Origin of the sequence: Bosea sp. ANAM02, from assembly GCF_011764485.1 — a bacterium.
GTDB lineage: Bacteria > Pseudomonadota > Alphaproteobacteria > Rhizobiales > Beijerinckiaceae > Allobosea.
Genome location: NZ_AP022848.1, coordinates 3824802 through 3842807, shown reverse-complemented (window position 1 = coordinate 3842807; position 18006 = coordinate 3824802). Strand labels below are relative to the sequence as shown.

Annotated in this window: 16 protein-coding genes and 1 tRNA gene; 9 read left to right on the top strand and 8 right to left on the bottom strand. The window is 67.4% G+C overall.

The genetic code is table 11. From position 1 onward, the window contains the following. Positions 1-341 precede the first annotated feature (341 nt). The 4 genes from OCUBac02_RS18385 (at position 342) to upp (ending at position 3912) form a co-directional block, all read left to right on the top strand. Positions 342-503 (top strand): Thivi_2564 family membrane protein, encoded by a 162-nt coding sequence (locus OCUBac02_RS18385; protein WP_091855869.1) that lies wholly within the window; start codon positions 342-344, stop codon positions 501-503. A 103-nt stretch (positions 504-606) separates the two neighbouring features. Further along, positions 607-1869, top strand: coding sequence for a GTP cyclohydrolase II (locus OCUBac02_RS18380; protein WP_173047691.1), 1263 nt, complete (start codon positions 607-609; stop codon positions 1867-1869). Positions 1870-1895: 26 nt separating this feature from the next. Beyond that, complete coding sequence (locus tag OCUBac02_RS18375; protein ID WP_173047689.1) at positions 1896-3113, top strand: URC4/urg3 family protein; 1218 nt, start codon at positions 1896-1898, stop codon at positions 3111-3113. Positions 3114-3270: 157 nt separating this feature from the next. Next, complete coding sequence (upp, locus tag OCUBac02_RS18370; protein WP_047574398.1) at positions 3271-3912, top strand: uracil phosphoribosyltransferase; 642 nt, start codon at positions 3271-3273, stop codon at positions 3910-3912. An 84-nt stretch (positions 3913-3996) separates the two neighbouring features. Here the strand turns inward: upp and OCUBac02_RS18365 are convergent, their stop codons facing one another. The 7 genes from OCUBac02_RS18365 to OCUBac02_RS18335 all read right to left on the bottom strand — a co-directional run bounded on the left by OCUBac02_RS18365 (position 3997) and on the right by OCUBac02_RS18335 (position 10582). Beyond that, positions 3997-4428 (bottom strand): DUF1236 domain-containing protein, encoded by a 432-nt coding sequence (locus OCUBac02_RS18365; RefSeq protein ID WP_173047687.1) that lies wholly within the window; start codon positions 4426-4428, stop codon positions 3997-3999. A 246-nt stretch (positions 4429-4674) separates the two neighbouring features. Beyond that, positions 4675-5649 carry a tripartite tricarboxylate transporter substrate-binding protein gene (locus OCUBac02_RS18360; protein ID WP_173047686.1) on the bottom strand — a complete coding sequence of 325 codons (975 nt, stop codon included), beginning with the start codon at positions 5647-5649 and terminating at the stop codon, positions 4675-4677. A 64-nt stretch (positions 5650-5713) separates the two neighbouring features. Further along, positions 5714-7213, bottom strand: a complete 1500-nt coding sequence (locus OCUBac02_RS18355; RefSeq protein WP_465247729.1) for a tripartite tricarboxylate transporter permease — start codon at positions 7211-7213, stop codon at positions 5714-5716. Positions 7214-7219: 6 nt separating this feature from the next. Next, positions 7220-7738 carry a tripartite tricarboxylate transporter TctB family protein gene (locus tag OCUBac02_RS18350; protein WP_173047682.1) on the bottom strand — a complete coding sequence of 173 codons (519 nt, stop codon included), beginning with the start codon at positions 7736-7738 and terminating at the stop codon, positions 7220-7222. After that, positions 7738-8721, bottom strand: a complete 984-nt coding sequence (locus tag OCUBac02_RS18345; RefSeq protein ID WP_173047680.1) for a LysR family transcriptional regulator — start codon at positions 8719-8721, stop codon at positions 7738-7740. Before OCUBac02_RS18345 ends, OCUBac02_RS18350 begins: the two co-directional genes overlap by 1 nt. Positions 8722-8900: 179 nt before the next feature. Beyond that, positions 8901-9836, bottom strand: coding sequence for a DMT family transporter (locus OCUBac02_RS18340; RefSeq protein ID WP_244638979.1), 936 nt, complete (start codon positions 9834-9836; stop codon positions 8901-8903). 83 nt (positions 9837-9919) lie between these two features. Then, the gene (locus tag OCUBac02_RS18335; RefSeq protein ID WP_173047678.1) at positions 9920-10582 is read right to left on the bottom strand and encodes a glutathione S-transferase family protein; all 663 of its coding nucleotides are present in this window, start codon (positions 10580-10582) and stop codon (positions 9920-9922) included. A gap of 331 nt (positions 10583-10913) precedes the next feature. On the opposite strand from OCUBac02_RS18335, the gene mgtE reads away from it, so the two are divergent. After that, complete coding sequence (mgtE, locus tag OCUBac02_RS18330; protein WP_173047676.1) at positions 10914-12281, top strand: magnesium transporter; 1368 nt, start codon at positions 10914-10916, stop codon at positions 12279-12281. Positions 12282-12400: 119 nt separating this feature from the next. Here the strand turns inward: mgtE and OCUBac02_RS18325 are convergent, their stop codons facing one another. After that, complete coding sequence (locus OCUBac02_RS18325) at positions 12401-15394, bottom strand: sensor histidine kinase (protein ID WP_244638978.1); 2994 nt, start codon at positions 15392-15394, stop codon at positions 12401-12403. Between the two features lie 225 nt (positions 15395-15619). On the opposite strand from OCUBac02_RS18325, the gene OCUBac02_RS18320 reads away from it, so the two are divergent. The 4 genes from OCUBac02_RS18320 to OCUBac02_RS18305 all read left to right on the top strand — a co-directional run bounded on the left by OCUBac02_RS18320 (position 15620) and on the right by OCUBac02_RS18305 (position 17919). Then, complete coding sequence (locus tag OCUBac02_RS18320) at positions 15620-16015, top strand: phasin (protein WP_052232505.1); 396 nt, start codon at positions 15620-15622, stop codon at positions 16013-16015. Positions 16016-16107: 92 nt separating this feature from the next. Beyond that, complete coding sequence (locus OCUBac02_RS18315; protein ID WP_173047674.1) at positions 16108-16953, top strand: phasin family protein; 846 nt, start codon at positions 16108-16110, stop codon at positions 16951-16953. A gap of 151 nt (positions 16954-17104) precedes the next feature. After that, positions 17105-17181: transfer RNA gene (locus tag OCUBac02_RS18310), tRNA-His, on the top strand. A 309-nt stretch (positions 17182-17490) separates the two neighbouring features. Next, positions 17491-17919 (top strand): Hsp20 family protein, encoded by a 429-nt coding sequence (locus tag OCUBac02_RS18305; protein ID WP_047579573.1) that lies wholly within the window; start codon positions 17491-17493, stop codon positions 17917-17919. The last annotated feature ends 87 nt before the right edge of the window (positions 17920-18006 follow it).

Genomic DNA, 18006 nt, shown 5'->3' with positions numbered 1-18006 from the left:
CAAGGATAGCGCGGGGAACCCTCTCCCATAGGGAGAGGGCAGGGTGAGGGGTAGGCCGTTGCTCGCCCTTACTCCACCCTAACCGCGGCTGCGGTTGGTCCGGCGCCAGACTGGTCCAGTGGCCGACACCTCACCCCTACCCCTCTCCTTACAGGAGAGGGGTTTTTTGTTGCGGCTCCCACGCACTCCCTAATAGCCGCCTCGCTCCACTTCGCCTCCAAACCCACCCCCGGAACCTCTTCCCGCCCTGCGACGTTCTTGTTCCGGGGCCGACAAGCCGCGAATGCGTCGCGGCTGGGCTCCGGGGGGCCGGCTACCGGCCGAGATAAAGGGCTGAAAGCATGTCCATTCTGATTTCGCTGCTGATCACCGTTCTCGTCATCGGCCTCGTGCTCTACCTCGTGCGGATGCTGCCGCTCGACGGGCAGATCAAGAACGTCGTGCAGATCATCGTGATCGTGATCGGCATCATCTCGCTGCTGCGCTATCTCGCTGTTTTCTAAGGCGATTGACGGCGCCATCGCGCTGGTTCAGACTTCACGAGGTCCAGAAGGCCCCGGACGATCCCGTCCCGGGGCCTTCTTCCGTTTTCAGGACGTGACCGCGATGAACGCGCCGAACCGCAACGGCCATATCAGGCTGACCTCCCATCCCGAGCCGGGCAGCGCCGCCGCGCGCTTCCCCATCCGATGGGGCGCCGCCACAGCCGCCGAGCGCGGCCCGATCATCGCCTCGACCACCAACCCGGCCGACCGCAACGTCATCGGCGCCCATGGCGGCTCCTATTCGGTCTATCGGGCGCTGGCGATCTCGGCCCGCGCGATGAACCCGCAACAGCGCCCGGACCTGACCAACACCCATCCAACGGCGGAGATCGCGCCGCAGCCGCAATGGGGCGATCTCAAGAAGATCGTCTCGCTCGACCCATTCGGCCACACGGTCGCGCAGGATTTCGGCCGGCTGATCGGCGAGGGCATCGATATCCGCCCCTCGATCGCGATCACCAAGGCGAGGCTCAACCTGCCCGAGATTCTCGCGGCGATGGGCGCGCACCGCCTCGCCGCGGACGGCCATATCCTGCATGCGTCCGGCGATATCAGCGTCACCAAGATCGCCGTCGATCCGGTCTGGTATCTGCCAGGCATCGCCGAGCGCTTCGGCACGACCGAGAGCGAATTGCGCCGCACGCTGTTCGAGCAGACAGGCGGCATGTATCCCGAACTGGTGACGCGGCCGGACCTCAAGGTCTTCCTGCCGCCGATCGGCTCGATCACCGCCTATGTCATGGGCGAGGCCTCGCGGCTCGCCGATCCGAAGGCGCGCATCGCCTGCCGCGTCCATGACGAGTGCAACGGCTCGGACGTCTTCGGCTCCGATATCTGCACCTGCCGGCCCTATCTCACGCATGGCATCGAGGAATGCGTGAAGGAGGCCCAGAGTGGCGGCGTCGGCCTGATCGTCTATAACCGCAAGGAGGGCCGGGCGCTCGGCGAGGTCACGAAATTCCTCGTCTACAACGCCCGCAAGCGCCAGGAGGGCGGCGATTCCGCCGCGACCTATTTCGAGCGCACCGAATGCGTCGCCGGCGTCCAGGATGCCCGTTTCCAGCAGCTCATGCCGGATGTGCTGCACTGGCTCGGCGTCACCCATATCGACCGGCTGATGTCGATGTCGAACATGAAATACGACGCCATGGTCGAGAGCGGCATCACCATCGGCGAGCGCGTCGCGATCCCGCCGGAGCTGGTCCCGCCCGACGCCTCCGTCGAGATCGAGGCCAAGAAGGCCGCAGGCTATTATTCGCCGGATGGCGCGCCCGGCGACAACGCCCTGAAGTCGACGGTCGGACGCGACCTCGACAAGTTCTGATTCCGACACGCCTGCCCGAGTTGATGATGCCCGACCGCGATCCCGAGGCGTTCCGCGCCCTGCTGAAACCCGCCGCCGTGCGCGAGCGCGCGCAGGAGATGCTAAGACTCGGGCTCGCCGGCCGGCTCCTGCATTTCAGCGTTCATCCGGAGCGGCTCGAAGCCTGCGCCGATTATGTGCTGGAGACGATCCGCGCGAACTATCCGACGCTCGACATTCCCTTCCACGCGCGCTGGCGCCATTTCACCGTCGATGGCGAGGATCGCTGGCAGACGCTCGACAAGGCCGCAGGCATTGCCAATCCCGCCGCGCGCGGCCGCGCCGCCTATGATCTCGCCGTCGTCAGCGTGCTGCTCGATGCCGGCGCCGGACCGGACTGGCGCTATCGCGATGCAGCGACCGGCCGCGAGATCGGCCGCTCGGAAGGGCTGGCGCTCGCCTCGCTCGACATGTTCGCCGCCGGCCTGTTCTCCAGCGATCCCGCCAAGCCCCTGCAGGCCGATGCAGCCGGATTGAAGCGGCTCGACGCGGCGGCGCTGGCGCGCGGCTTCCAGGCCGGGCCGGACAATCCGCTGCTCGCGCTCGAAGGCCGCGCCGCGCTGCTCAATCGTCTCGGCGAGGAGCTCGAAAAGCACGGCCTGTCGCGGCCGGGCGCGCTGTTCGATCGCTTTGCTTCGGCGGCCGAGACCGGCACGCTGCGGGCGCCGCATATGCTGGGCGAGGTGCTCGGCACCTTCGGCGGTATCTGGCCCTCGCGCCTGACATTGGCCGGCGTCGCGCTCGGCGACACCTGGCGCCATCCGCTGATCGCGCCGGGAAAGCCGACCGAGGGGCTCGTGCCCTTCCACAAGCTCTCGCAATGGCTGACCTATTCGCTGATCGAGCCGCTGCAATGGGCCGGCATCGCCGTGGTCGATGTCGACGAGATGACCGGGCTGCCGGAATACCGCAATGGCGGGCTCTTCCTCGACAACGGCGTCATCCGGCTCAAGGACGAGTCGGACCGGACGAAGGCGCACGAGGTGTCGTCGCCGCTGGTCGTGGAATGGCGGGCGCTGACCGTCGCCCTGCTCGACGAGGTCGGAGCGCTGGTCCGCCAGCGTCTCGGCCGTTCGCGCGAGGAACTCCCTCTCGCCAAGGTGCTCGAAGGCGGGACCTGGGCGGCCGGGCGGCGGATCGCGCGCGAAAAGCGTGTGGATGGCGGCCCGCCCTTGACCATCGTCAGCGATGGCACGGTATTTTGATCTTCGGTATGTGCCAATCGACAGCCCTCATCCTGAGGAGCAGTCTTCAGGCTGCGTCTCGAAGGATGCTCCAGTGTTCTCTGGAACATCCTTCGAGACGCCGCTTCGCGGCTCCTCAGGGTGAGGGCTCACAAGAACCGCAGGGGAAATCGAAACGATGACTTCGAGCCAGGACGGCGTCACCGTCGTCGACCATCCGCTGGTCCAGCACAAGCTCACGCTGATGCGCGAGAAGGATCGCTCCACCAAGAGCTTCCGCCAGCTCCTCAACGAGATCGGGATGCTGCTCTGCTACGAGGTGACGCGCGACCTGCCGACCGAGCTGATCGAGATCGAGACGCCGTTGCAGAAATCGATGCAGCCGGTCATCTCCGGCAAGAAGCTGGTCTTCGCGCCGATCCTGCGCGCCGGCGTCGGCTTCCTCGACGGCATGCTGGAACTCGTCCCGGCCGCCCGCGTCGCCCATATCGGGCTCTATCGCGATCCCGACACGCTTCAGGCCGTGGAGTACTACTTCAAGGCGCCATCCGACATCACCGAGCGCATGATCGTGGTGATGGACCCGATGCTGGCCACCGCGAACTCGGCCGTAGCGGCCGTCGAGCGCCTGAAGGAGCGCGGCGCGAAGGACCTGCGTTTCGTCTGCCTGCTGGCCTCGCCGGAAGGCATCGCCCGCCTGCGCGGTGCCCATCCGGATGTCCGGATCTGGACGGCGGCGATCGATGAGCGGCTGAATGACCACGGCTATATCGTGCCCGGCCTCGGAGACGCCGGCGACCGGATGTTCGGCACGCGCTGAAGCTCAGTCGCGACGAAGAAAGCCCGCCCCGTGAAGGGCGGGCTTTCCAGCCGATTCAGGTGCCGCCTGAACCGAGGCGCCGGATCACTCGATGATCTGAACGACGCGGCGCGTCTGCGGCTCGACGATGACCGTACGGTCGTTCACGACGGTGTAACGGTAATTGGAGGCGTTCGGCGCGTAATCCGCCGGCAGCTGGTGATAGACCACGCCCTGCGCCGGGAGGACGGTGCCGACGGCAACCGGCTCGGCATAGGTGTAGGACGGCACGCGCTGCTGGACGACGTAGGTGCGGAACTTCGGCTCGGCCGCATCGCCGACGATCGCGCCGACAACCGCGCCGCCGACGCCGCCGACAACCGCACCGACCGGGCCGCCGACGATGGCGCCGCCGACCGCGCCGGTGGCGGCACCGCTGGTCGCGCCGCCGACCGCGCCGCCCGAGGGCTGGCTCTGGGCGAAGGCGATGGCCGGGGTGATGGTCAGGGCGGCAACGAGCGCAAGCTTCTTGAACATGGGATGTCTCCTTTCGAAGCTGATCTTCGGCGAGGACAACCGCGACGTGGCGGAACGGTTCCGGAAAAATCGGTCACGAGATGTTAACGGTCGCTAAGCGGCCGGAAAAAGATGTTTCGGAACAGCATCTTGTGAAGTCATGGCGGGAGTTGGCCCATTGCCGTCCCGACGAGGCAAACCCCGAAACGAAAACGGCGGGCCCGGGGGGGGGGGCCCGCCGCTTCGTTGCTGGATGGTGCTGGAAGCTTACTGCTTCGGCGCGGCCGAAAGCGCCGGCGAGAGCTTGTCGGCGTCGCGCTTGATCAGCGCGGCGAAGCCGGCGGGCGTCCGCTCCTCGGCGGTCGGCAGCACGGTGCCGAGATCGAGCAGGCGCTTCTTAGTGCCTTCGTCGTTGAGCGCCTTGTTCAGGGCGTCGACCAGCTTGTCCACGGCCTCCTTCGGCATGCCCTTCGGGCCGGCGATGCCGTTCCAGGCCTCGATCTGATAGTCGGGCAGACCGGCTTCCTTGGTTGTCGGCACGTCCGGCAGGGCCGGCGAGCGCTGGGCCGAGGCGACGGCATAGGCCTTGATGGTGTTGGCGCGGACCTGCTCCGCGACCGAGACGATCTGGTCGCACATGAAGTCGACCTGGCCCGAGACGAGGTCGTTGAGCGCAGGACCCGTGCCGCGATAGGCGACGGCGTTGATCTTCGGCGTGCCGAGGATGCCCTTGAGCAGTGTGCAGGTCGTCCAGGAGACCGAGCCGAGGCCGGCATGGGCCTCATTGAACTTGTCCGGGGTGGCCTTGACCGCCGCGACGAAGGCCTTGAGGTCCTTCGGCTCCAGCGTCTTGCGCGCCACGATCAGGATCGGCGTGCCGCCGGCGAGACCGATCGTCTGCATGCCGTTGATCGGGTCGTATTTCAGGCCGGGATAGGTGGACGGCGCCGCCGAGAACGTGCCGAGATGGCCCATGGCGATGGTATAGCCATCGGGCGCGGAGGTCATCGCGCGGGTGATGCCGGTGGTGCCGCCGGCGCCGGCGACGTTTTCGATGACGATCTGCTGGCCGAGCGTCTTCGACATGTTGTCGGCGACGATGCGGGCGATGATATCGGTCGGGCCGCCGGCCGCGAAGGGCACGATCATGGTGACCGGCTTCGTCGGATAGCCTTGCGCCTGTGCGCTGCCGGCGAGGGCCAGCGTGGCGGCGGCGGCAAGACCGAGAACGAGCTTCTTCATGCGTATTCCTCCCATGGATGGTTGGCGGTGAGACTGGAGGGCGGCCGCCGGGGCGGCAACCCCGTCATTCGGTGAAGACCTCGTCGCGCTTCTTCGAGATCGAGGGCAGGAGCGCGACGGCGAGGACGAGAACGGCAACGACGAGCAGTCCCGCTGAGATCGGCCGCTCGACGAAGGTCCAGAACGAACCGCGCGAGATGATCAGCGCCTGCCTGAGCTTCTCCTCCATCAGCTTGCCGAGCACGAAGCCGAGCAGCATCGGAGCCGGCTCGAAGCCGAGCTTGATCAGCAGATAGCCGAACAGGCCGAACAGCGCGGTGAAGGCGACGTCGAGCGGCTGGTTGTTCACCGAATAGATGCCGATGCAGCAGAAGATCAGGATCGCCGGGAACATCAGCCGGTAAGGCACCTGCAGCAGCTTCACCCACAGGCCGACCAGCGGCAGGTTGATGATCAGCAGCATCAGGTTGCCGATCCACATCGACGCGACCATACCCCAGAACAGCTCGGGGTTGCGGGTCATCACCTGCGGGCCGGGAATGATGCCGTGGATCGTCATCGCGCCGACCATCAGCGCCATCACCGCATTCGGCGGAATGCCCAGCGTGAGCAGCGGAATGAAGGCGGTCTGCGCGCCGGCATTGTTGGCCGATTCCGGCCCCGCAACGCCCTCGATCGCGCCCTTGCCGAAGCGCGAGGGATCCTTGGCGAGCTTCTTCTCCATCGTGTAGCTGGCGAAGGGGCCGAGCACGGCGCCATTGCCCGGCAGGATGCCGAGAACGCCGCCGATCGCCGTGCCGCGCAGCACGGGCGCGATCGATTGCTTGATATCCTCCCAGCTCGGCAGCAGCCGGCCGATCTTGCTTTTCACGACGTCGCGCGCTTCGGGATTCTCGAGATTGCGCAGCACCTCGGCGAAGCCGAACACGCCCATCGCCAGAACCGAGAAATCGATGCCGTCGGAGAGTGAGGCGACGCCGAAGGTCAGACGCTCCTGCCCTGTCTCGAGATCGGTGCCGACGGTCGAGAACAGCAGGCCGAGCATGATCATGCAGAAGGCCTTGAGGATCGAGCCGCGCGCCAGCACCACCGCGAAGCACAGGCCCATCACCATCAGCGAGAAATACTCGGCCGGACCGAACAGCAGCGCCATCTTGGTCAGCGGCGCACCGAGCGCGGCGATGATCACGGTGGCGACGCATCCGGCGAAGAAGGAGCCGATCGCAGCCGTGCCGAGCGCCACGCCGGCGCGTCCCTGCTTGGCCATCTGATGGCCGTCGAGCGTGGTGACAACGGCGGTCGCCTCGCCGGGGATGTTGACCAGGATCGCGGTGGTCGAGCCGCCATATTGTGCGCCGTAATAGATGCCCGCGAGCATGATCAGCGCGCCGGTCGGATCGAGGCCGAAGGTGATCGGCAGCAGGATCGAGATCGTGGCGATCGGGCCGACGCCGGGCAGCACGCCGATCAGCGTGCCCACGAGGCAGCCGGCGAAGCAGAGCGCGATGTTCTTCAGCGTCAGCGCGACGCCGAAGCCGAGCGAAAGATGGGAAATCGTTTCCATCATGGCTCAGATACCCAGAAGCCAGGGCGCGAGCGGGATGGGCAGGCTCAGCGCGTACTTGAACAGAAGGATGCAGGCCGCCGACATCGCGATCGCGAAGATCAGCAGTTCCCTGATTCTGCGGTCGTCGGCGGCGAGGCCGGCAAAGAAGATCAGGAGAGGGCCGGAGACGAGTAGGCCGAGTGCGGGAACGCTGACCGGGCCGAATTCGAAGCCGCGGATGGTCAGCGCGAACAGGCAGGCGCCGCCGAGCGCGAAGAAGATGCCCTTCCAGGACCAGCCCGAGAGCTGTTCGCCGTGATAGCGCAACGACGAGAGTGCCAGCATGACGCCGAGCCCGCCGCAGATCACCGCGAAGGCCTTGGGCAGCATGCCCGGCCCGAGCTGACGCAGCGTGCCGACCGGCAAATCCCAGGAAAAGACGAAGGCCCCGAGCGCGATCAGGATCATGAACAGGCCGCCGGCCAGATCCTGCGTCGATCTGATCCGCAGGCCCTGCGCCCGCTCTATCTGGTTCAAACTCATCAGGCTCCTCCGACTGGCGACGCGATGCGGGCGGTTCGTTTCTGCGGTTTCGACGCGGCGAAGGGCAGGGCGTGGCGCTCGTCGAGCAGCGTCACGCTTTCCCTGAGAATGGCGAGGAAGTCGTCGCGCGACGGCAGCTTCTGCTGGGGGCGCCAGGAGACGCCGACCAGCGCACCGGCGGGCGGCGGATCGAGCATCGCGCCGCGCAGGCGCCGCATCGTCACGCCGGGAAAGGACAGGCGCGAAACCCAGTCCGGCGCCAGCGCCATACCGAGCCCGGCGGCGACCGCCGACATCATCGCCGGCTTCTCCGTCGCCTCGATGGTGACGTTCGGGACCGCGCCGACGCTCTCGAAATAGGCCATGACCAGATCGTAGGCATAAGGCCGGATGCGCTTGGACGGCACGACGAAAGGCTCGCCGACGAGATCCAGCATGGTCAGGTGTTCGCGCGCCGCGAGCGGATGATTCTCGTTCAGCACCACGATCGGGCGCTCGACCCGCAGGATTTCGAAGGCGCAATCGGTCGGCTTGCGCGGCGGGCGGGTGAGCGCGAGGTCCAGCTTGCCGGATTCGAGCATCTGGACGAGGGCCGCGGTCATCGCCTCGACGAACTTGATCTCGACACCGGGAAAGCGGGCGCGGAAGGCCATCAGAGCCTCCGGCACGAAGCTCGAGGAAGCCGCGTCGATCGCTCCGACGCGCAGTACCTTGCCCGAGGCGAGCGAGGCCTCGCGCACCGCGCGCGACGCATGCTCCATCTTGACGAGGATGCCCTTGGCCTCCTCCAGCATGATCAGCCCGGCGCGGGTCAGCGCGACCTGCCGTGTGGTCCGGGTCAGCAGGGCGACGCCGAGTTCGTCTTCGAGGGCACTGATCTGGCGCGACAGCGCAGGAGGCGCAACGCCGAGCCGCTCGGCCGCCCGGCCGAAATGCAGCTCCTCTGCCACCGCGATGAAACATCGCAGTTGCCGCACATCCATAAGCCGTCCCCTGTCCCGTGTATCGCTTGCCGCGATATCTCTATCGGTGGCCGTGGCCAATAGCGGTTCCGGCCAAGGTGTCGACTCTACAGAAATTCATAATCTTTTGGCAACAAAGCCTTTCGGCTGAGTGTGGACGTGGGTGCTGGCCTTTTGAAGGCTCCGAGACGAGGAGGCGGTCAGGACGTCGGAGCCGGGCTGGGACGGGCGAAACGCATGATACGGCCATCGATGAGCGCGAGCCCGACGAAGATCGCGATCATCCCGGCGAAATGGCGCGGCAGGAGATCCTCCCCAAGCAGGCCGGAGCCGAGCAGGATCGCGCTGACCGGGATCAGGAAGGTGACCAGCATCACATTGCTCGGCCCTGCGGCCCGCATGATCCGGAAGAACAGCAGATAGGCCAGCGCCGTCGAGATCAGCGCGAGGCCGACGAGTGCGAGAAGAGCCGTCTGCGACGGCACCGGCAGCGTCCAGGGCGGGTGCATCAGGAAGACGATCGGGATCATCATCAGCGTCGAGGCCGAGAGCTGGCCCGTCGCGGCGACCAGCGGCGACACGCCGCGGAAGCGCCGCCCGAGCAGGCCGGAAAAGGCGTAGGAGACCGCGGCGAGGATGCAGGCGAGCTGCGCCGCCAGATTGGAGCCGAGGCCGCTGAGCGCGTCGGGGCCCATCAGGATGGCGACGCCGATGAGCCCCGCCAGCACTCCGCCGAGCTTCAGCCCGGTCGCCTTCTCGTTGCCGAAGCAATGCATCACCAGCACGGCGAAGATCGGCGTGGTCGCGTTCAGGATCGAGGCGAGGCCGCTCGCGATCTGCTGCTGGCCCCATAGAAACAGGCTGAACGGGATCAGGTTGTTGAGGATGCCCATCCCGAAGAAGGCGAGCCAGAGCTCGCGCCCCACCGCCATCGAGTGCCCGGCGATCCGCACAGCGAGCAGCAGCGCCAGCGCGGCGAGGCCGACGCGCACCTGCACCACCGCGAAGGGCGGCCATTCCGCGACCGTCAGCTTGTTGAAGAAGAACGAGCCGCCCCACAGGACGGACAGGACGATCAGCAGGAGCCATTCGAGCGGCCCCATGCGCAGGGCGGGCGCGGGTATCGGCTGTGTCATGGCGGAAGCTCTGCTCTCGGGCCGGGTCATCCCGCGTCAGTAGGCGGCCGGGCGAGGCCCGGCCACCCGTATTCTGTGTCTGCTCAGGCGGCTTCGGCTTCGCGCGCCTGCCACATCGCCTGGAAGGCCGGCCGCGCCTGGCAGGCGTCGAGCCAGGCCTTCACGCGCGGAGCGGCATCGAAGAGCTGCGTCGCCGGCTTCGCATAGCGGATGATCTCGGCGACGTTGATGTCGGCGACGGTGAAGCGGTTGCCCATGACATAGCCGCCGTTCTCGGCGATCGTCCTGTCGAGCACGGCGAAGGGAGCGGGCAGGGCGGCGAGCGCGGCTTCGACCAGCTCCGGCTTGCGCTTCTCCGGCGGGTAGGCGGCAAGGTGGAACTGCAGGTTGAGCGCATGGGTCTCGCATTCGGTCGCGGCCCAGAGCGACCACATCACCGCGAGCCCTTCCTCCTGCGCATCCTTGGGCGCGAGCGGGCCGCCATGCTTGCGGGCGAGATAGAGGTTGATCGCCAGCGACTCGTGCAGCTTGAAGCCGTTATCGTCGATGCTCGGGATATGGCCGTTCGGGTTGATCTTGAGGAAATCGGCGCTGCGGGTATGCAGCGGCGCGCCCGGCGCCTTGGGATCGGGCAGGCGATAGGCCTGGATCACGGGCACATGCTCGAAGGGCAGGTCGAGCTCGTTGGCGAGCCAGATGACGCGCGTCGCGCGCGAGCGGTAACAGCCATAGATGGTCAGGGACATCGGCGAAATCCAGCGAGAGAGTGCGGAACGGGGACGCTGCCGGCAGGCACCGGTTCGTCGCCCGTGAGCATAGGCCGGGCAGGCCACATCGGCCAATGCCGATCATTGCTGCCGGCGAAGCAAAAAACCGTTTGACGCGCGCGCCTTGCGGGTGCATTGGCCTCCTGCTTTCGGCCCCTGCGGCCGGCTGCTCACAGGAAACCCCGACCCGATGCCAAGCGACAGTCCCAGCCGACAGTCGAAGCCGTCTGCCGCCGCTTCGCGCGCCTGACCGGGTCCCCCGGCTCGCCTGCGGTCCGGCCAAGACGGCCCGATCGCAAGGAACAGAGCCATGAACGATAGCGCCGCCACGACGGACCTCCTTGCCGTGACGCTGGCCCAGACGCTGGCGCAGGAACACGTCGCCGACATCGTCGAGACGTTGAACGATCAGGACGACGCGACCATCGCGCATGTCGTGGCCGAGCTGCCGTTCGAGCGCGCCGTCGAGGTGCTCGACCAGCCCGAGTTCTCCGCCGCCGCCGAAGCGCTGGCGCTGCTGCCGGACCGGCGCGCCGGCGCGCTGCTCTCCGCCATGTCGGCGGATCGGGCGGCCGACGTCTTCCAGGAGTTCGACGAGGAGACGCGAACGCGCCTGAGCGGGCGCCTCGACCGCCAGACCCGCTCCGACCTCAAGAAGCTGCTGGCCTATCCCGAGCATAGCGCCGGCTCGATCATGACGACCGAGTTCGTCAGCGTGCCCTCGAACTGGACGGTGCAGCAGACGCTCGACCATATCCGCCGCGTCGAGCGCTCGCGCGAGACGGTCTATGCGATCTATGTGCTCGATTCGGTGACCCGCAAGCTGGTGCGTGCCGTCTCGCTGCGTCGCCTGATCAGCGGCGACCCCGAGGCCCCGGTCGAATCGGTCGTGCCCGCGCATAAGCCGATCTGCGTGACGCCCGAGGTCGATCGCGAGGAGGTCGCCCGGCTGATCACCAAATACGACCTTCTCTCCGTTCCCGTCGTCGATGCGGATGAGCAGCTCATCGGCATCGTCACCTTCGATGATGTCATCGACGCGATGATCGCCGAGACCACCGAGGACGTGCAGAAGCTTGGCGGCATGGAGGCGCTCGACGAGCCCTACAAGGAGATCGGCTTCCTCGCGATGATCCGCAAGCGTGCCGGCTGGCTCTCGATCCTGCTGGTCGGCGAGATGCTGACGGCCTCCGTCATGCAGTTTTTCGAGGGAGAGCTGGAGAAGGCGCTGGTGCTGACGCTGTTCATCCCGCTGATCATGAGCTCGGGCGGCAATTCCGGCTCGCAGGCGACCTCGCTGATCATCCGGGCGCTGGCGCTGCGCGAGGTCACGCTGAAGGACTGGTGGCGGATTGCGCTGCGCGAATTGCCGACCGGCCTGACGCTCGGCAGCATTCTCGGCGTGATCGGCGTGGTCCGGATCGTCGCCTGGCAGTGGCTCGGCTTCTACGACTACGGGCCGCACTGGGTGCTGATCGCTGCGACGGTCGGCGGTACGCTCGTCGGCATCGTCACCTTCGGCTCGCTCGCCGGCTCGATGCTGCCCTTCGCCCTTAAGCGGCTCGGCTTCGATCCTGCGAGCGCCTCGGCGCCCTTCGTCGCGACGCTGGTCGATGTCACCGGCCTGGTGATCTATTTCGGCGTGGCGGCGCTGATCCTCACCGGGACGCTGCTGTAGCCGCAAGAAAGCGGCCGTCATTCTCGGGCGAAGCGCAGCTTCGACCCGGGAAGCTCTGGCAGGTGGGGCGCCTTCTCGTCTTGAGATGCTCGGGTCAAGTCCGAGCATGACGGCTTGCCTCAGCTCGCCAGCACGCGCTGCGGCGGGAAGGTGATCTCGACCAGCGTGCCTTCCTTCTTGACGCTGGTGATCGCCATGGCCGCACGGTTCGCTTCGACCAGCGCCTTGGTCAGCGGCAGGCCGAGGCCGGTGCCGCCGGCGCGTCGCGTCGCCGGCACCTGGCGGAAGGGCTCGAGCGCGAGCCGCAATTCGTCGTCATCCATGCCGATGCCGGTGTCGCGCACCCTGAGGATCGCCTCGCCCTGGTCGCCGAGCGCCGTCGAGATGATGACCTGTCCGCCGGCATCGGTGAATTTCACCGCGTTCGACAGCAGGTTGATCGCGATCTGGCGGATCGAGCGTTCGTCGGCGACGACGGGCGGCAGCTTCGGCGCGAGCCCCGAGCGCAGGACGACGCGGCCGCGCTGTGCCTCCGGCTGGAGCAAGGACACGGTCGACAGCGCGATCTCGTTCAGGTTGACGCTGACGAAGTCGAGATCGAGCTTGCCGGCCTCGATCTTGGCGAGGTCGAGCAGGTCGTTGACGAGGCTGATGACGTAGCCGCCGGACTGGTGGATGTCGCGCAGGTATTCCTTGTAGCGGTCGTTGGCGATCGGCCCGAAGCGCTCTTCCGCCATCACCTCGGCGAAGCCGATGATCGCGTTGAGCGGCGTGCGGATCTCGTGGCTGATCTTGGCGAGCACGTCGGATTTCTGGGCGCTTGCCGTCTCCGCTGCCTTGCGCGCCTCGACCAGCTCGCCCTCGGTCTTCTTCCAGGCGGTCAGGTCGCGCAGCACGGCGCAGAAGCGCGGCTCGCTGCCATGAGCGATCTGGCCCATGGTCATGAACAGCGCGATCTTGCCACCCTGGCGCACGCGGCCCTGCACCTCGCGCCCGTCATTGAGCACCGAGGCGACGCCGCCGCCCTTCAGTCCTTCGAGATAGTCGAGCGCCGGCGCATGGCTCTCGCTGGCGAAGAGCAGGGTGAACAGCTCGCCGGTGACCTCGCGCTGGTCGTAGCCGAACAGCGCCTCGGCCGCCTTGTTCAGCGAGAGGATACGGCCGCGATCATCGACGGTGACGACGCCGTCGGTCGCGGTGTCCAGCATGGCGGTGAGCTCGCCGATACGGGCATCGCGCGCATCGGCATCGAGCCGCAGCGCCTCGACGCGCGCCGCCGACTCAGCCTCTTCAGCCGCGAATTCGGCCGCGAGCTCGGCTTCCTCCGCCTCCTCCGGCGTCAGCACGGGCACTTCGCTGCCGTCGCCGCTCGGGTGGCGGAAAGCCATCAGTGTCGCCGGCTCGTCCTGCCAGCTCACGCTCGACAGCACGGCTTCGACGCTGACGAGATGACCGAGGCGATCGATCAGCGTCATCGTGCCGCCATCGGTGCGGGCGGCCTCCTTGATCAGGCGGCTGACCTTGCCGCCGGCCTTGAGGTCGGCGAGATCGGCATAATCCAGCAATTCGAGCAGCGTGCGATTGGCATAGAGCGCCTCGTCGCCGCGATTGACGAGCACGGCGATCGGGAGACGGTCAAGCACGTCGGCATGCGAGTTGCGCTGCCGGGCGGGTGCGGCGGCATCGGACTCCGCGGCGACTTTCGCGGCCGGTGCCTCTTCCTTGTCCTTGACCTGCAGCGGCGCCACCGGCGGCAGGCGCGGCGAGCTTGGCTCGTCGTCGCCGGCAAGCCTGGCGCCCAGCGCCTTGGCGATCTCGCGGAAGGCGTTGCGCTCGGCCGAACTCAGATGCGACTTCGACGGTTCAAGAACCGGCCGGATCGCGGTCAGATGCCCGTTGCGCAGCGGCACGATCTTGCCGGGCGGCGGATCCGATTCAGGCTCGGGCACGACAGGCGCTTCGGGTTCCGGCTCCGCCGCGGCTTCGTCCTGCGCGGCGGCGAGGTCGGTCGAGGCGGCGACGTCGTCGGTCGCATCTTCCTCGTCACCCTCGGGCGGATTCGAGAGATCGTCCGCTTCAGGCTCGCTGACGACCATGGCCTCCTCATCGATCGGGGCGAGGTCGCCGAGCGAGGCGGCAGTGGCTGCCTCATCGGCGGGAGTTGCTTCGACAGAGGCCGCGTCATCCAGGGCTGCGAGATCGGCCGCCGGTTGCGGGGCATCATCCTGAGCGGCCGGGGCGGCGGCGGGAATCAGCTCCGCCTCAGCCTCGGTATCCAGCGCCGCGCCTTCCGCCTCGGCCACCGGGAAGGGGCAGCGCTCGTTGAGCCGGGCGATGCCGAAGCCGCGGAAGCCGGCAAGCTGGCGCGTGGCGTCGAGCACCGGCACGCCGGACAGTTCGACCGGCGCGGCCTCTCCCGGCGAATCGGTGCGCCAGAGCACGCTGTGGCCGCTCCATGTCGCGGCCTTGGCGAATCGCTCGGTCAGCCCGCCGTCGCTGTCAGCGAAGGCGGAGCCGAGCAGGTCCTGCCAGCGCTGGCCGATCAGTCCGGCTGCTGCGGCCTGCCCGGTGAGGCTCGCGATATTGTCGGAGAGCTTGGTCAGCCGGCCGTCGCGATCGCTCTGCCAGAGGAAACGCACCATGGCCGGCTTGGCGGGCGAGGCGGCCTCGTCGCGGGGAGGAGTCTCGACGGGCGCCGCAACGGCGGGGGCAGGCTCGGCCTGAGTCGCCTGCGGAACCGTGACGCCGAGGCGGCGCAGTTCGGAGGCCTGCACGGCGATGGCGAGCGCGGTGCGTCCGTCGGCGAGCGAAACCAGCTTGCTGCCGCAGGTGACCGGCACCGCGGCGAAGCTCGCCGTCAGGCGCAGGCGTTCCAGGCGGATGCCGTTGGCCGAAGCCATGCCGCCGGCCAGCAGGTTGAGCCGCTGCCGCGTCGGCGCCGGCAGGTTCGCCTGTCCGCCGAGCACGGCTTCGGCTGCCGCATTGACGAAATGGGGTTTTCCGGCGGCCGGGTCCCACAGCATCAGGGCGCCGCCGGCGGCAAAGGATGCAAGGGCGGCGTCCTCAGCCGCCGCCACGCTCCACTTCGCCCAGTCCTCTCCGGCCTCGCTCATGCCTGCCCGCTCGCTCGATCCGCGCCCGTTATGCCTAACAAAGCCTTAATAGACCCCAAACGGCGGCAAATCCATGGAACCGAAGTTCGCTCTCCCGCTTCTCATCGAAACAGCGTTAACATGACCGGCGTCGCCGGTTTGTCGCGCTGTTGTCATTGCGGCGCAACAATGATATTGCACTGCACAATGATCTAGGGATGGATCGTCACTCGACAGGAGGATTCGATGAACGGCAAGCTGCCTTATGAAGTGCCCACCGAAATGCGCGAGTTCGCCGAGCGCAGCGTCGAGCAGGCCCGCAAGGCGTTCGACGGCTTCATGGGCGCTGCCCATAAGGCTGTGGACAATGCCCATGGCTCGGCCGAGAGCGCCCGCGCCAACACCCAGGAAGCGACCCGCAAGGCGATCTCCTATGCCGAGAACAATGTCGCGGCCGCGTTCGATTTCGCCCAGAAGCTGGTGAAGTCCAAGGACCTCACCGAGGTGATGCAGCACCAGTCCGACTTCCTGAAGTCGCAGGTCGCCGCGCTCCAGAGCCAGATCAAGGATCTCGGCACCGCCGCGCAGGACGCCGCGACCAAGGCCGCCGAGACCGTCAGCAAGGCGACCAAGGGCCGTTGAGGCGCCTGATTCGGCGCCGCATGGCGCCGTCATTGCTGTTTGGCCGGACCATGCGTCCGGCCTTCGCCGTTTGCCGCTGAAGGAGAGCTGTCATGGTCAAGCCTGCTCCGACCCGGACCAAGTCCAAGGTTCCGGTCAGCCTGTCCCCGGTGAAGGCGCTGACGTCCGCGCCCGCCGCGACGCCGCCATCCGCCGCGGCACCTGAGAAGCCCAAGGTTACAGCCCCCGCGCAGCCTGTTGCGACTGCCCCGGCCAAACCCGCTCCCGCCAAGCCTGCGCCCGTCAAGGTCGCCGCTCCCGCGCCGTCGCCGGCCCCCGTTGCTGCGGCCAAGCCGGCCCCGGTCGGCAAGCCAGCCCTCGCGAGCGCCCCGAAGAAGGCGGCGCCGGTGAAGATCCGGATCGAAAAGCCGGTGACGAAGGTTGCGGGGCCGAAGGTTGCGGCAAAGGCCGCCAGGCCTGCGGCAGCCGTGTCCAAGCCAGTGGCCTCCGAAGCGAAGCCGGCCGCTGGCGAATCGGCACCTGCCAAGCCCGTGGCTACCACGCCGGCGCCTGTCGCGGCCGCCCCGGTTGCCCCCGTCGCGAAGCTGGCGGAACCCACCCCGGCGCCGGCCGCCAAGGCGCCGCCTCCGCCGCCTGCGTCTCTCGATTCGCTGCCTTTGCCGCGCCCGCCCGAGGCTGCTGCCGTCGTCACCGCGACCGCGATGAGCCAGGCGCTGACAATGGCGCGGGCCTTCGGCGCCTTGCAGGCCCGCATGCTCGATCATGCCTGCGCGGAGCTTGAGGCGACGCTGGGCGACGCGCAGACGCTGGCCCGCAGCAACAGCGCCTCGGAGGCGATCGCCTTGCAGGCCAAGGCGGTTCGCCGCAGCTACGAATCCTATGCGGAGCACCTCAAGGAGCTCGCGCGCGCCGCCAACGCCGCCCTGCGCAAGGACTGATCGAACGGCCCATTTCGGCGCCTGCGAAGGCGGTGCCGAAATTCCATGGCCGGAGTTGAATTACGCGGTTGCAAAAGCGGAGCGTCGGCACTAGGGTCCGCGCCGCTGACGACCCCCCGCCTCGGCGGCAGGTCGCGAAGCCTGTGTTTGGGCAGCCATAGCTCAGTTGGTTAGAGCGCTAGATTGTGGATCTAGAGGTCCCCCGTTCAAGCCGGGGTGGCTGTACCATTCTTCTTCCGGACATCGACGATTTGCCCGCACCGTCATGGTCGCCCTTGTGGCGGGGATCCACGTCTTGAACACCGCGTTGCAGGACGAAGACGTGGATGGTCGGGACAAGCACCCCATGACGGGCGTGGCGCGTGCATAGGTTCCGGGCTCGACCGCTCGGACGGCCCCTATCGGCCCCGCTCCCCTTGAAGCACTCCCTGCGCTTCGCCATATCTTGCTCAAGCGGAAGGGTTCGCCTTTCGCCTGCGGGATGCTGCCCGGCGGCGGGTCCCGATGTTCATGAGGCGCCTTTCGAGGGCCTGGAAGATGACGCGTACGCCTAGCCTGTCTCACCCGTTCCTGCTCGGCTTCGACGATATCGAGCGTGCGCTCGATCGCGTTGCCAAGGGCGCGAGCGAGGGTTACCCGCCCTACAATATCGAGCGGCTGCCCCGGACGGAGGACGAGCCTGATCGCCTGCGCATCACGCTGGCCGTCGCGGGCTTCGCCCGGGAGCAGCTCGAGATCACGCTGGAAGAGAACCAGCTCACGATCCGGGGGCGCCAGAGCGACGACAAGAATCGCCAGTTTCTGCACCGCGGCATCGCCGCTCGTCAGTTCCAGCGCAGCTTCCTGCTGGCCGACGGCATGCAGGTCCTCGGTGCCGATCTGTCGAACGGCCTGCTCGCGATCGATCTGGTCAGGCCGGAACCGGAACGGCTCATCCGGCGTATCGATATCATGAGCCGCGAGTAGAGGGCGGAATCCCGTCCGGCTTTGAAGGATGCGGCCAGCGGTTTTCGCATCTGTTCATAATTGAAGGCGCAGTATCAGAACCGCATT